Origin of the sequence: Nocardioides mesophilus (assembly GCF_014395785.1) — a bacterium.
Classification (GTDB): Bacteria; Actinomycetota; Actinomycetes; order Propionibacteriales; family Nocardioidaceae; genus Nocardioides_B; species Nocardioides_B mesophilus.
Genome location: NZ_CP060713.1, coordinates 1496855 through 1510328, shown reverse-complemented (window position 1 = coordinate 1510328; position 13474 = coordinate 1496855). Strand labels below are relative to the sequence as shown.

The following is a 13474-nucleotide window of genomic DNA, read 5'->3' as shown; positions in this document are numbered from 1 at the left end:
GGGGGCACGGGCGCTGGGGTGTCGACCGGACGAGTACGGCGGCCCGCCCCGGGTAACGGACCGAGGTCCCACCACTCCCAGGAGGCCCCATGCCAGACCGCTCGACGGACCCGAACCAGCAGCACGCCCAGCCCGACACCGAGGGCGAGCAGCTGCCGGCGCCAGGCTCCAGCGACTCGGTGACGGCGGCGATGGGCGAGGAGCCGGACCACGGCGAGCAGAGCTACCGCGGGACCGGGCGGCTCGCCGACCGGGTGGCGGTGATCACCGGTGGCGACTCCGGGATCGGGCGGGCCGTGGCGCTCGCCTTCGCCCGGGAGGGGCGGACGTGCTGATCTCCTACCTCGCGGGCGAGGACGAGGACGGCCAGGAGACCGCCCGCCTGGTCGAGGAGGCTGGCCGCAAGGCGGTCCTGGTGCCGACCGACCTGGTGGAGGAGGCCGCCTGCGCCGAGGTGGTGGACCGGGCGGTCGAGGAGTTCGGCCGCATCGACATCCTGGTCAACAACGCGGCGTACCAGATGGCGCAGCCGGGCGGGATCGCCGACATCACCACAGAGCAGCTGGACCGGGTGATGAAGACCAACCTCTACGCCCTCTTCTGGATGTGCCAGAAGGCGTTGCCGCACATGCCCCGGGGCAGCTGCATCATCAACACCTCGTCGGTGCAGGCGTCCTCACCCTCACCTCCGCTGCTCGACTACGCGACGACGAAGGCAGGCATCGCGAACTTCACCCGCGGCCTCGCCGAGATGGTGGCCGGGGACGGCATCCGGGTGAACTCGGTCGCGCCTGGGCCGATCTGGACCCCGCTGATCCCGGCCACCATGCCGGCGGAGCAGGTGGAGTCCTTCGGGAGGTCCACCCCGCTCGGCCGGGCCGGGCAGCCGGCCGAGGTCGCGCCGGCGTTCGTCTTCCTGGCCTCCCCCGAGTCCAGCTACATCACCGGCGAGGTCGTCGCGGTCACCGGCGGCAAGCCGGTCACCGTCTGAGCCCCCGACGTCGAGCGGGCCCCGACCACCTGGTCGGGGCCCGCCGTGGACCTGGAGCGGGGCGCTCCTACTCCTGGTCGATGATGTGGACCGCGGCCTCCTCGGCGCTCGCGGCGGCCCCGTCGATGCCGACGTCCTCGGCCACCAGGTCGGACTCGGTGTCGAGGGTGAGGCCCTCGTCCTCGGCGACCAGGCGTCCGGCGCGCTCGTCACCGACCTCGCCGCTGACGTCCTCGGTCTCCCTGGCCGCCTGCTCGTAGGGGTCGGGCTCGGGGACCTCCTGGGCGAGCCGCATGTCCAGCGTCTCGCCGAGCTCCTCCTCCAGCGGGGTGTTGCCGTACCCCTCCGCCGGCGACCACTTCTCGGGCGGGGAGTAGCCCTCGTCCATGGGCTCGGCGAGCCCCCGGTCGTCCGCGGTGCTGTCGCCGGTGTCCTGGGGCTGGTTCTCGTCGTCGACGCTGTAGCCGTGGTAGAGCTCCTGGTCGGAGCTGTCACCGGAGACGTTGTCGGACGGGTCGGTGCCGATCTGCTCGGCGATGTTCTCGGGCTGCTCGGTCATAGGACAAGCATTACCCCCACCCGCCCGGGATAACCCGACCGGCCCCGGGGAGGGCAGGGGACCGGCCACCGCCGGGCTCACAACCGGTCGAGCGCGTGCGCCAGGTTGCGGAGCTCCTCCAGGTGCACGGCGGTGAGCCGCCCCAGCACCTCCTGACCCCGCTCGGTCAGCCGCAGCCGCACCCGGCGGTGGTCCTCGGCGTCGCGGACCCGCTCCAGGAGGCCCAGCGCCTGGGTGCGGTCGACGAGCTCGCTGGCGGTGTGCTGCTTGACGAGCAGTGCCTCGGCGACGTCGCGGATGGTGGGCGCCTCCGCCCCCCGGTGGCCGCGGACCGCGAGCAGCAGCTGGTGCTGGGCATGGGTCAGCCCCTGCTCGGCCGCCGCCGCCCGGCTCCACTGGTCGAACTCGCGCAGCTTGATCCGGAAGTCCAGGAGGCGTTCGTAGTCTTTGTCGTTCGGCACCCCTCCACGGTAATATGTCGCGTCCCGATACTTCCCCCCGCTCCACCCCCGAGGTGCCCCCCGCCGTGACCGCTGCCGCCCCTGTCCGAGACGTGCGCCACCTGGGGGACTTCAGCGTGACCCCCCGCATGCTGATGATCACCGCGCTCGCGGTGCCGATCGGGGCTGCCGCGGCGGTGATCTCCTGGGCGTTGCTGCAGCTGATCGGGCTGATCACCAACGCGGTGTTCTACCAGCGCGTCTCCACCACGCTGGTGGCGCCGGGCGCCGAGGACCACAACCCGTTCCTGGTGCTGCTCGCTCCCGTGGTCGGCGGCCTCGTCATCGGCTTGATGGCCCGCTACGGCTCGGAGAAGATCCGCGGCCACGGGATGCCCGAGGCGATCGAGGCGATCCTGATCGGCGGCAGCAAGGTGCAGCCCCGGGTCGCCGTGCTCAAGCCGGTCTCGTCCGCGGTGGCGATCGGCACCGGCGGCCCGTTCGGTGCGGAGGGACCGATCATCATGACCGGCGGCGCGATCGGCTCGCTGTTCGCGCAGTTCCTGCACCTGACCGCCGACGAGCGGAAGACCCTGCTGGTCGCCGGCGCCACCGCGGGCATGGCGGCGACCTTCAACTCTCCGCTCGCGGCGCTCGTGCTCGCTGTCGAGCTGCTGCTGTTCGAGTGGCGCCCCCGCAGCCTGATCCCCGTCGCCGCCGCGGTCAGCGTCGCGGCCGTCGTCCGCCAGCCGCTGCTCGGCTCCGGCGCGCTGTTCCCGGTCGACGTGCCGCTGCACCTCGGCACCTCGGCGTACCTGCTCTGCGTGGTCTCCGGGGTGATCTCGGGGCTGCTGGCGATCGCCGCGACCGGCCTCGTCTACGCCTCCGAGGACGCCTTCGGCAAGCTGCCGGTGCACTGGATGTGGTGGCCGGCGATCGGTGGCCTCGTCATCGGGATCGGTGGACTGTTCGTCCCCGAGGCGCTCGGCGTCGGCTACGACATCATCGAGGCCGAGCTCACCGGCTCGATCGGTCTCGGGCTGGTGGTCGGGATCCTGATCGTGAAGACCCTGATCTGGTCGCTGTCGCTGGGCTCCGGCACCTCCGGAGGCGTCCTGGCGCCGATGTTCATGATCGGTGGTGCGCTCGGCTCGCTGGAGGCGCACGTGTTCCCGGCGGTCGGCCCCGGCTTCTGGGCGCTGGTCGCCCTGGCCGGGGTGCTCGGCGGGGTGATGCGCTCGCCGCTGACCGGGGTGGTGTTCGCCCTCGAGCTCACCCACCAGTACGAAGCGGTGCTGCCGCTGGTGATCGCCGCGACCACGGCGTTCGCGGTCTCGGTGCTGCTGCTGAAGCGCTCGGTGCTCACCGAGAAGATCGCCCGGCGCGGCTACCACCTCACCCGCGAGTACGACGTCGACCCGCTCGAGGTGTTCTTCGTCAGCGAGGTGATGAGCGAGGACGTGCTCGAGCTCGAGGACGGCCTCACCGTGGCCGAGGCGGTGCAGGTGCTCGGCGCCCCGCTCGACGGCGGCAGCGACTGGGAGCAGCGGCTCTACCCGGTCGTCGACTCCGCGGGGGCGCTGCGCGGCGTGGTCACCCGGCGCACCCTTCTCGCCGAGACGGCCGCCGGGCGCGGCGACCGGTCGATGGCGGAGGTGATGCGACCGCCGGCGGCGGTCACCCACGCCGACCAGACGCTGCGCCACGTCGCCGAGCTGATGTCGCGCGCGGAGGTGAACCGGGTCCCGGTGCTGGACCGGGACGACGCCTCCTCGGTCCTCGGGATCGTCTCGCTGACCCAGCTGCTCGCCGCCCGGCAGCGCGACCAGCAGGAGGCCCGTGAGCGTGAGCGGGTGTTCCGGGTCCGGCTCGTCACCCCGCTCTGGTCGCGTCGCTGACCCGGCCGCGCCGCGGACGTCACCCCGGCTCCGACTGAGCAGCCGCCCCGGCGCGGGGGACTTGCGGCCCTGCCCGCGCCGCCCCCGCCCCGCCACCGTGGAGGCGACGGAGGAGGTGAGGCGATGGCGGACCCGGACTTCCCGTACACCGGTCGCTTCGAGGTGCACCGCACGCTGCCCGCCCAGGGCCGCCCGCGCGAGGAGGTGCTCGCCGAGCTGCGGACGATGGCCGCCGAGGAGGACGCGTTCTGGGAGACCGGCAAGTGCTCGGGCACGATGTACTCCGGCGACCACGACCACTACCGCTTCCTGACCGAGGCCTTCGGGATGTTCGCGCACGTCAACGTCCTGCAGCGCGACATGTGCCCGAGCGCGACGAAGTTCGAGGGCGAGATCATCGCGATGGCCCTCGACCTGATGCACGCCGACGCGGTGACCGGCGCCACCCCGGCCGGCCTGGTGACCAGCGGAGGCAGCGGCAGCATCCTGCACGCGCTGCTCGCCTACCGCGAGCACGCGGCCGCCACCCGCGCGGTCCGCCGGCCCAACTTCGTCAAGCCCGAGACCGGGCACCCGGCCTTCGACAAGGCCTGCCGCCTGCTCGGCATCGAGCTTAGGGTCGTCGAGGTCGACCCCGGCACCACGCTGGTGCACCCCTCGCGGGTGGCCGACCGGGTCGACGACCAGACCATCGCGATCATGGGCTCGGCCTGCAACTACGGCTACGGGACGATCGACCCGATCGGCGAGCTGGGCGAGGTGGCGCTCGACCTGGGCGTCGGCCTGCACGTCGACAGCTGCCTGGGCGGCTTCATCCTGCCGTTCGGCGAGCAGCTCGGCTACGACGTACCTCCGTTCGACTTCCGGGTGCCCGGCGTCTCCTCGATCTCCGCGGACACCCACAAGTACGGCTACGCCTTCAAGGGCAGCTCGACGGTGCTGTTCCGGGACAAGAGCGTGCGCGACGCCCAGTTCTTCCACCTGCCCGGCTGGAGCGGCGGGAAGTACATGTCGCCGGGGATCGAGGGGTCGCGCTCCGGCGGCCTGCTGGCGTCGACCTGGGCCGCGATGGTGCAGCTGGGACGCGAGGGCTACCTGCGCTACGCACGGGAGATCTTCGCGACCTCCGCGGCGATGCAGGACGTGGTCGGCGAGCACCCGGAGCTGCGGATCATGGGCAGCCCCACGTTCTGCTTCAGCTTCACCTCCGAGGTCTTCGACATCTACCACGTGGCCGACTCCATGCGGGCCAGGGGCTGGCGGTTCAACGGCCAGCAGTACCCGAACGCGGTGCACATGGCCGTCACCCGGCCGCAGACCCGGCCCGGGGTGGTCGAGGAGTTCGCCGAGGACCTCGCCGAGGCCGTCGGCTACGCCAGGACGATGCAGGCCGCGGGCACCCAGCCGTTCAGCGGGGCCATCTACGGCGGCGTCCCCGGCGGGCTGACCCTGGAGGCCGAGCAGCTCATCGAGTCGGTGATGAACGACATGCTGGACAAGCAGCTCGCGGTGCCCCCGCCGGAGGGGTGATGGCGCCCGGGCACGGCGGGTTCGTCCTCGCCGTCGACCTCGGCAGCAGCGGGCTCAAGGTGGGCCTGGTCTCCTCCACCGGCGAGGTCGTCGGGTGGACCCACCACCCGCTGGACACCGAGCGCGGGCCCGGCGGGGCGGTCACCCAGGACGCGCACACCTGGTGGCGGCTCGTCACCGAGTCGGTGCGGTGGTGCCTGGCCCGGACCGCGGTCCCCGCCCGGGAGGTCGTCGCGGTGGGCGTGACCGGCCAGTGGGCCAGCACGGTGCCGGTCGACGTGGACGGCCTGCCGGTGGGCCCGTGCGTGATGTGGAGCGACACCCGCGGGGCGCCGTACTCCCGCGAGGTCGTGGGCGGCCACGTCCAGGGCTACCGAGCCACCGCGCTGGCTGCCTGGGTACGGCGTACCGCCGGCGTCCCGAGCCCCTCGGGGGCCGACCCGGTCGGCCACATGCTGCACCTGCAGCACGACGAGCCGGGCACCGCCCGGGCGGCCCGGTGGTTCCTCGAGCCGGTCGACTACCTGTCGATGCGGTTCACCGGCCGGGCCGCGGCCACCCCGGCGTCGATGACCGCGGCGTGGCTGACCGACAACCGCGGCGCCACGCCCGGCTACGACCGGCAGCTGCTGGCCCGTTCCGGGGTGGACCCGGACCGGCTGCCGCCGCTGCTGCCCACCGGGTCGGTGATCGGGCGGGTCCGCCCGGACGTGGCCGGGTCGCTGGGCCTCGGGTCGGGGACCGTGGTGGTCGCCGGGATCCCGGACCTGCACGCCTCGGTCGTCGGGTCGGGCTTCGTGCGCGACCACGAGGCCCACCTCTCGATCGGCACGACCGCCTGGGTGAGCTGCCCGCTGCCGGCGAAGAAGACCGACGTGCTTCACCAGATGGCCACCGTGCCGGGTTTGCGTCCGGGCGGCTACCTGCTGGGCAACAACCAGGAGAGCGCCGGCCGCTGCCTGGAGTGGTTTCTCGCGGCCGGCGGCGGGGGCGTCCCCGACGGGTACGACGGCCTGCTCAGGCTGGCCGCGACGGCGCCGCCAGGCTCGGGAGGGGTCCTGTTCACCCCCTGGCTCGCGGGCGAGCGGTCACCGGTGGAGGACCGCACGCTGCGCGGCGGCTTCCACAACCTGTCGCTGAGCACCACGCCGGCGGACCTGGCCCGGGCGGTGCTCGAAGGAGTCGCCTACAACGCGCGCTGGCTGCTGGAGGCCGCGGACCGGTTCGCCGGGCGGCGCCTGGAGCCGCTGCGGCTCGTCGGCGGCGGGGCCAGGTCGCTGCTCTGGTCGGGGATCGTCGCGGACGTCTGCGACCGGCCGGTCGAGCGGGTGGCCGAGCCGTTGCTCGCGGTCCTGCGCGGGGCCGGACTGTTCGCCGGCGTCGCGGTCGGCTCGCTGGGCTGGGACGACGTCGCGGCGCTGGTGCCGGTGGACGGGGTCCTGCGGCCCCGGCCCGAGAACCGCGACGTCCTCGACGCCCTGTTCGCCGAGCTGCCGGGGCTCTACCGCCGGCAACGACGGATGCACGCGCGCCTGAACCGCCCGGCCGGCTGAGCGCCGGCCGGGCGATAGAGGCGTGTTCCATGGTCGAGCGGGTCCGGACGTCAGCCCCCGTGGCGACGTCCGAGCATGCTCCAGGTCCGTCCGGTGGCCGCCGCGACCCCCTGATGCCGCGGCGACCACCTACTAGGACCCCCCGAGCCCCGTGTTCAGCTGCCGCGCGGCCTGCACGGCGTTGGTGAAGCGCCACCGCCGGTCCCCCGAAGCTGCGGACAGCTCCGTGGTGCGGCGGCGCTGCCGCGGGAGGCGGTCGACGGGCTGGATCGCCCCCTGCTCCGCCTCCTCACGGGCATGCCGCTGGCGGTTCTCCGTGGACCCGCTCATGCGTGCCCTCCCAGCTCCGCCGGGCCACCGAGCGCAAGCTCGAGCGTGGCGTGGGCGCGAGCATCGGTCGGGGTCGGCCGCACCAACATGGCCCGCGAGACACGGGCGTTGAGCAGGCGCAGGAGCAGGCGGTCGTCGTGCAGACGGGTCCGCAGGTCCTGGGCCGCCGAGTCGGCATGCCAACCTCGAGCCGCACTCACCTGGAGCAGAACCGCTGCTGCGTAAGCAATGCGTGATCTGCTGCCGGCAAGGGATGAGGAGGAGACGAGAAGGTCCATGTCCACCGTCCAAGGCGGATGCGCCGCCGGGATCTGGGGCAGCTGTCCCTGCTGAGCAGGGAGGGAGGGACGTGACGAAACTAGCAACCGCCGCAGGGTTTACACAACGACAGGAGGGGGAACCGGGCCCACGGCTAGGTGCGGGTCAGGCGTCATGACCCGCTTCGTCATGGTTCCCGGGGTTGATTCGCCCGGCCGAGTCTCACGCCTCGGGCACCAGATCGCCGTCGAGGACGTGCTGGGCGACGACCTGCACCGACACCTGCCTGCTCCGGGCGTGGCGGCGCATCCGCTCGAACGCCTCCTCCGGGTCGACGCCGTCGCGGCCGGAGAGGAAGCCCTTGGCACGCTCGATCACCAACCGTGACAGCAGAGCCGCCTGCAGCTGGGCGGCGCGGGCCTCGGCGGCCTCCTGCGCCTCCCGTCGCCAGCTGGCCCGCAGGTTGCACACCACGCCGCGGACGTGCGGGTCGTCGAGCAGGTTGGTCAGGGCGGCCTCGGCCCAGACCCAGGCGCCGTCACGACGGACCCGCAGCTCGACCGGAGGATGCACACCGGGTCGGGCGACCACGTCGGCGAGGAAGTCCGCCAGGGTGGTCCGGTCCTCGGGATGCAGCAGCGGCACCACGGAGGAGCCCACGATCTCCTCCTCGGGCCAGCCGAAGAGCTGGTTGACGGCCGGACTCGCGTAGGTGATCACCGCGTCGGAGCGGAGCACCAGCGCCGCGTCGGTGGAGCGCTCCACCAACGGTCGCACCGCGGTGCCGAGGTTGGTCGAGACGCCGATGATGCCGACCAGCTCGCCGTCACGGTGGATCCCCGCGTCGGTGACCAGGGCGGGGAACATGCTGCCGTCCTTGCGCCGGCAGGGGAAGCCGCCGGACCAAGCCACGCCGTTGCGCAGCGCGGCCATGATGTCCTCGGCGATCTCCTGGGCCACGTCGGGGACGCTCAGCTCGGCGATGTTGCGGCCGACCGCCTCCTCCGCCGTCCACCCGTAGAGGTCCTCCGCGGCCGGGTTCCAGTAGACGACGGTTCCCTGGACATCGGTGGTGATGACCGCCTGCCCCAGGGCGTCGAGCTGCTCACGGGGAGTGGGACCAGGTTCTTGCGGCGCTCCTTGCATCATGCTCCTCAGGGAGCGGAGGGTTCGAGCTGATTCCTCGATCGTAGACCCGTCCGTCCCTTCGGAAGAGCGCGAAGGGAAATGCTCGTCCGGCGGGCGCGTTCGCACGCCTGAGCGAGCAACCGCTGCGGGGCAAAGCACCCGGGAATGACGAGAGCCGCAGGCCGGAGACTGGCTCCGCCCTGCGGCTCTGCTTGTGGGCAGGGGCGGGGTCGAACCGCCGACCTTCCACTTTTCAGGCGGACGCTCGTACCAACTGAGCTACCTGCCCTCACAAGCCCCGCTCGGCCGGTCATGGACCGGACCTCGCAGACGAGCCCCGGTTCCCCGGGGCCGTGCGCAGTTTAACGGATGGGGCCGGGGTGCGCGAAACCGTGTCGCACGCGGACCGCCGAGGGACCTTTGCCCCTGACCGGAAAGGCGGACTGGTTCCGAGGCTAGAGGCAGGTTCCAGCACGGGGAGGAGACGCGATGAGGTCTTGGAGCCGACAACCGGTCACGTCGCAGCAGCCGGCCGTGGCCGACGACGGTGTCATCGTGGCGGCCGCAGGAGTAAGGAAGACCTACGACACCGGCCAGGTGAAGGTGGACGCGCTGAACGGCGTCGACCTGACCCTGCAGCGGGGCGAGATGGTGGCCGTGATGGGGCCGAGCGGCTGCGGGAAGACCACGCTGCTCAACTGCCTCTCCGGTCTCGACGAGATCGACGCCGGTCAGGTGCATATCGAGGGGGTGAGCCTCGCCGACCTCTCCGACCGGCAGCGCACCAGGTACCGCGCCGAGCGGATGGGGTTCGTCTTCCAGTTCTACAACCTGATGCCGGTGCTCTCGGCGGTGGAGAACGTCGAGCTGGCGTTGCTGCTCGCGGGTGTCTCTCCGCGCGACGCCCGGAGCCGGGCGCTGGACGCGCTCGGACTCGTCGGGCTCGCCGACCGGGCCAAGCACGTGCCGGACGAGCTCTCCGGGGGCGAGCGTCAGCGCGTCACGATCGCCCGCGCGCTGGTCAACGACCCCGCCATCGTCTGGGCCGACGAACCCACCGGAGACCTCGACAGCGAGTCGGCCGAGGAGATCACCTCCCTGATGCGCCGGCTCAACGAGGAGCGCGGGCTCACCTTCCTGATCGTGACCCACGACATCGCCGTCGGCCGGCGCGCGGACCGCATCGTCCGGATGCTCGACGGCCAGGTCGTCGACGAGCAGCGAATGGAGGCCAGCCGTGTACGCACGTCTCACGTTGCTTGAGATCGACACCATGCGCATCAGCGCCACCGACGCGGTGGAGATGTTCCGCCGCGAGATCCTTCCCGACCTGCACAAGCAGCCCGGCTACGCCGGCGTCCTCGTGATGTCGACCCCGGAGGGCAACGGCGCGCTGGTGAGCTTCTGGGAGACCGCCGAGGCGGCCGAGGCCGGGGCTCCCACCGGCTTCTACCCCGAGGTCCTGGAGCGCTACATGACGATCTTCAGGTCGCCGCCAGGCCGGGAGCGCTACGAGGTGGCGTTCTCGGAGCTGCCTGCCGTCGCCTCCAGCTGAAGGGGGCGCACCAGGATGCGTGAGCTCTTCGGGATCCAGGTGACCTCGCTGGCGGTGGTGCTGGGCGTGCTCGTCGTGCTCGCGCTCGCCGCGGTCGGCATCCTCGCGCTGCGCAGCCCGGTGCTGTTCAAGCTCGGGGTGCGCAACATGTCCCGGCGGCGCGGGCGCACCGCGATCATCGTGGGCGGCCTGATGCTCGGCACGATGATCATCGGGTCGGCCCTGGCCTTCGGCGACATCATGTCGAGCACCGTGCGGAGCTCGGTGATCACCTCGCTCGGCCAGACCGACGAGGTGGTGTCGCACCGGTCGGCCAACGCACCGGACATCCCCACCGTGGGGCAGAGCACCGGGGCGAAGTACCTCACCGCCGCAGAGGCGGGCGCGGTCCTCGCCGCGGCCCGTGACATCGCGTCGGTGGACGGTGCCGGACCGGAGATCAGCGAGTCGGTGGCCGTCCAGGACCGCACCAGCCGGGCGACCGAGCCGCAGGTCACCTTGTTCGCCACCGACCCGGGGTCGATGACCGGCTTCGGCCAGATTACGTCGACGTCGGGCGGCCGGGTCGGTCTCGAGCAGCTGGGCCGCCACGAGGTCTACCTCAACAGCAAGGCGGCCGACGACCTCTCCGCCGGTCCCGGTGACCAGCTGGTCGTCTTCGCCGCGGGTCGGCAGCGGCCCGTCACCGTCGCGCAGGTGGTGGAGTACGACGGCACCGGGACCGACGGTGACGCGCTGCTGATGGACCTGCGCTCCGCCCAACGGCTGCTCGGCGTCGGCACGACGGTGCAGCAGGTCCGGATCTCCAACGTGGGCACGGCGGTCAGTGGCGCCCAGCGGACCGACGAGGTGACCACGGCGCTGGAGACGACCACCGGGCCGCTCGGGCTCCAGATCGACCCGGTGAAGCGCGACGGCCTGCAGCAGGCGGACGACCAGGGGGCGACGTACCTCTCGCTGTTCTCCACCTTCGGCACCTTCACGATCTCCGCCGGCATCCTGCTGATCTTCCTGGTCTTCGTGATGCTGGCCGCGGAGCGTCGCGGCGAGATGGGCACCGCCCGGGCGATCGGGACCCAGCGACGGCACCTCGTGGAGATGTTCGTCTTCGAGGGGGCCGCCTACGACGTCCTGGCGGCGGTGGTCGGCGCGTTCCTGGGCCTGGGCCTCGCGGTGGGGATGGTGCGGGTGCTGGCCGGGGCGCTGGCCGACACCGGCATCACCATCCGGTACACGCTCACCTGGACCAGCCTCATCGTCGCCTTCTCCCTCGGCGTCCTGCTGACCCTTGCGGTGGTGCTCGTCGCCGCCTGGCGGGTCAGCCGGCTCAACATCGTGGCGGCCGTCCGGAACCTGCCGCAGCCGCCGAAGCGGCGCCGCCGCCGGTCCAACGGGTTGCTGGTCGCGGCCTGCCTGGTGCTCGGTGCCCTGATGATCGCGATGGCCTCGCGCAGCGACAGCGCCGCCACCTTCCTGGTCGGCGGCACGGTCGGCCTGCTCGCCGTGGTGCCGCTGACCCGACTGCTCGGCGGCAGCGACCGGCTGGCCTACAGCCTCGGTGGGGTCTGCGTGGTGGTGTGGAACCTGCTGCCGTTCCGGGTCTATGACCAGCTGATGCCCGGCCTCAAGATGGGGTTCTCGGTGTGGATCCTGGTCGGCCTGATGCTGGTGGCCGGCTCGACCTGGGTGGTCGTCTACAACCTGCCCGCCCTGCTCGGTGCCCTGATGTGGGTCTTCGGACGGTTCCGCCGCGCGGCGCCGGTGGTGCGGACCGCGATCGCGCAGCCGATGCGCAACCGGTTCCGGACCGGCGCGACGATCGGCCTGTTCACCCTGGTGGTGTTCACGATGGTCACGGGGGCGTCGATCTCGATGTCGATCCTCTCCGCCATCGATGACGAGAAGACCTTCAGCGGTGGGTACGACGTCACCGCACAGACCTCGCCGCTCAGCCCGGTCACCAACATGGACCGCGCCCTGGCCCGTGCACCCGGTGTCGACCAGGCCGACTTCGTCTCGACCGCCGGGCAGTCCTACGTCCCGGTGGATGCCCGGCAGGTCGGCCACCAGGCGTACGCCGGCTACGTGCTCCGCGGGCTCAGCGACTCGTTCGCCCGGACGACGACGTACGGCTTCGCCACCCGCGCCCGCGGCTATGGCTCCGACCGTGCGGTCTGGAAGGCGCTGCAGAGCCAGCCGGGTCTCGCCGTGGTCGACTCCCTGTCGGTGCCGCGTCGCGCCAACTGGGGCTCGGCGGCGCCCTCGGACTTCCGGCTCAGCGGCTTCTACCTCGAGGACAAGTCCTTCGACCCGGTGCAGGTGCAGGTCCGCGACACCCAGTCGGGCAAGGTGATCCGGCTGACCGTCATCGGGGTGCTCGCCGACAACGTGCCCTACACGATGGTCGGGCTGTCCACCTCGCAGCGGACGCTCGCGCCGCTCGGTGCGGCCGCCGCTCCCACCGTCTGGTACTTCAAGACCGCCTCCGGGGTGGACCCGGTCGCGGCTGCCAAGCAGCTGGAGGCCGGCTTCCTCGGCAACGGCATGCAGGCCACCGCGATGAGCGAGCTGCTGGACGACGCGGTCAGTGCGTCGCTGACCTTCCAGTACCTGATCCTCGGCTTCCTCGGCCTGGGCCTGGTGATCGGCGTGGCCGCGCTCGGGGTCATCGCGGCCCGGTCCGTGGTCGAGCGGCGCCAGCAGATCGGCGTGCTGCGCGCCATCGGCTTCCAGGCCCGGATGGTCCAGGTGAGCTTCCTGGTCGAGTCGCTCTTCGTCACGCTTGTCGGGGTCGTGCTCGGCACCGTCCTCGGGCTGGTGGTCGCCTTCAACGTGGTCACCGACACGGCGCGCCAGCCCGGCTGGGACAACCTGGTGCTGCAGCCGCCGTGGGGCTCGTTGGGGCTGATCCTCGGTGTCGTGGTGCTCTCCTCGCTGGTCACGACGTGGCTGCCGAGCCTGCGGGCGTCACGGACCTACCCGGCCTCCGCGCTGCGCTACGAGTGATCCGCTCCCGCAGCGGGGTGCATCGAGGGCGCATGGTGAGCGCTGGTTGTGCGCGTGGGAGGTGTCGGGCAGCAACGAGGGTGCACAGTGAGCGCTGGTTGCGCGCGTGGGGGTGCGGGGCAGCAACGAGGGCGCACGGTGAGCGCTGGTTGCTCCCGGGCGGGCGCGGGGGCCTGGTGGCGCATCGAGGGCGCACGGTGAGCGCTGGTTGCGCGCGTGGGGGTGC

At 72.2% G+C, this 13474-nt stretch carries 12 protein-coding genes and 1 tRNA gene; 8 read left to right on the top strand and 5 right to left on the bottom strand.

The window, feature by feature from the left end; genetic code table 11:
* The first annotated feature begins 89 nt into the window (after nt 1–89).
* Together H9L09_RS21955 and H9L09_RS07200 are read left to right on the top strand one after the other, a co-directional pair.
* A complete protein-coding gene (locus H9L09_RS21955; protein ID WP_246456334.1) occupies nt 90–335 on the top strand; it encodes an SDR family oxidoreductase in 246 nt (81 codons plus the stop codon).
* Nucleotides 329–991, top strand: coding sequence for an SDR family oxidoreductase (locus H9L09_RS07200; protein ID WP_246456333.1), 663 nt, complete (start codon nt 329–331; stop codon nt 989–991). The genes H9L09_RS21955 and H9L09_RS07200 overlap by 7 nt, the downstream gene beginning before the upstream one ends.
* 67 nt (nt 992–1058) lie before the next feature.
* Here H9L09_RS07200 and H9L09_RS07195 read toward each other — a convergent pair whose 3' ends face one another.
* Both H9L09_RS07195 and H9L09_RS07190 read right to left on the bottom strand, forming a co-directional pair.
* Nucleotides 1059–1550, bottom strand: a complete 492-nt coding sequence (locus tag H9L09_RS07195) for a DUF5709 domain-containing protein (RefSeq protein WP_223164244.1) — start codon at nt 1548–1550, stop codon at nt 1059–1061.
* A 77-nt stretch (nt 1551–1627) separates the two neighbouring features.
* Nucleotides 1628–2011 carry a MarR family winged helix-turn-helix transcriptional regulator gene (locus H9L09_RS07190; protein ID WP_187579984.1) on the bottom strand — a complete coding sequence of 128 codons (384 nt, stop codon included), beginning with the start codon at nt 2009–2011 and terminating at the stop codon, nt 1628–1630.
* Between the two features lie 116 nt (nt 2012–2127).
* On the opposite strand from H9L09_RS07190, the gene H9L09_RS07185 reads away from it, so the two are divergent.
* The 3 genes from H9L09_RS07185 (at nt 2128) to H9L09_RS07175 (ending at nt 6971) form a co-directional block, all read left to right on the top strand.
* Nucleotides 2128–3888: a chloride channel protein gene (locus H9L09_RS07185; RefSeq protein ID WP_223164243.1), complete on the top strand. Its 1761-nt coding sequence runs from the start codon at nt 2128–2130 to the stop codon at nt 3886–3888.
* Between the two features lie 123 nt (nt 3889–4011).
* Nucleotides 4012–5418, top strand: coding sequence for a pyridoxal phosphate-dependent decarboxylase family protein (locus tag H9L09_RS07180; RefSeq protein WP_187579983.1), 1407 nt, complete (start codon nt 4012–4014; stop codon nt 5416–5418).
* Nucleotides 5418–6971, top strand: coding sequence for a xylulokinase (locus H9L09_RS07175; protein ID WP_187579982.1), 1554 nt, complete (start codon nt 5418–5420; stop codon nt 6969–6971). The genes H9L09_RS07180 and H9L09_RS07175 overlap by 1 nt, the downstream gene beginning before the upstream one ends.
* Before the next feature lie 132 nt (nt 6972–7103).
* Here H9L09_RS07175 and H9L09_RS07170 read toward each other — a convergent pair whose 3' ends face one another.
* From H9L09_RS07170 to H9L09_RS07160, 3 genes are all read right to left on the bottom strand, one after another.
* The gene (locus H9L09_RS07170; RefSeq protein WP_187579981.1) at nt 7104–7301 is read right to left on the bottom strand and encodes a hypothetical protein; all 198 of its coding nucleotides are present in this window, start codon (nt 7299–7301) and stop codon (nt 7104–7106) included.
* 480 nt (nt 7302–7781) lie between these two features.
* On the bottom strand, nt 7782–8705 hold the full coding sequence (locus H9L09_RS07165) for a PAS domain S-box protein (RefSeq protein WP_187579980.1): 924 nt from the start codon (nt 8703–8705) through the stop codon (nt 7782–7784).
* 197 nt (nt 8706–8902) lie between these two features.
* Nucleotides 8903–8976: transfer RNA gene (locus tag H9L09_RS07160), tRNA-Phe, on the bottom strand.
* Nucleotides 8977–9176: 200 nt separating this feature from the next.
* Between H9L09_RS07160 and H9L09_RS07155 the strand changes: the two genes are divergently transcribed.
* From H9L09_RS07155 to H9L09_RS07145, 3 genes are read left to right on the top strand one after another with little or no spacing between them, the layout of a single operon-like run.
* Complete coding sequence (locus tag H9L09_RS07155) at nt 9177–9950, top strand: ABC transporter ATP-binding protein (protein WP_187579979.1); 774 nt, start codon at nt 9177–9179, stop codon at nt 9948–9950.
* The gene (locus H9L09_RS07150) at nt 9925–10242 is read left to right on the top strand and encodes a hypothetical protein (protein WP_187579978.1); all 318 of its coding nucleotides are present in this window, start codon (nt 9925–9927) and stop codon (nt 10240–10242) included. Before H9L09_RS07155 ends, H9L09_RS07150 begins: the two co-directional genes overlap by 26 nt.
* A gap of 15 nt (nt 10243–10257) precedes the next feature.
* Nucleotides 10258–13248, top strand: coding sequence for an ABC transporter permease (locus H9L09_RS07145; RefSeq protein WP_187579977.1), 2991 nt, complete (start codon nt 10258–10260; stop codon nt 13246–13248).
* Nucleotides 13249–13474 lie beyond the last annotated feature (226 nt).

Bases quoted from the DNA above. Each gene is read 5' to 3' on its own strand.
- H9L09_RS07180 (WP_187579983.1), top strand. From the start codon at position 4,012: ATGGCGGACCCGGACTTCCCGTACACCGGTCGCTTCGAGGTGCACCGC.
- H9L09_RS07170 (WP_187579981.1), bottom strand. From the start codon at position 7,301: ATGAGCGGGTCCACGGAGAACCGCCAGCGGCATGCCCGTGAGGAGGCG.
- H9L09_RS21955 (WP_246456334.1), top strand. From the start codon at position 90: ATGCCAGACCGCTCGACGGACCCGAACCAGCAGCACGCCCAGCCCGAC.
- H9L09_RS07175 (WP_187579982.1), top strand. From the start codon at position 5,418: ATGGCGCCCGGGCACGGCGGGTTCGTCCTCGCCGTCGACCTCGGCAGC.
- H9L09_RS07165 (WP_187579980.1), bottom strand. From the start codon at position 8,705: ATGCAAGGAGCGCCGCAAGAACCTGGTCCCACTCCCCGTGAGCAGCTC.
- H9L09_RS07195 (WP_223164244.1), bottom strand. From the start codon at position 1,550: ATGACCGAGCAGCCCGAGAACATCGCCGAGCAGATCGGCACCGACCCG.
- H9L09_RS07145 (WP_187579977.1), top strand. From the start codon at position 10,258: ATGCGTGAGCTCTTCGGGATCCAGGTGACCTCGCTGGCGGTGGTGCTG.
- H9L09_RS07155 (WP_187579979.1), top strand. From the start codon at position 9,177: ATGAGGTCTTGGAGCCGACAACCGGTCACGTCGCAGCAGCCGGCCGTG.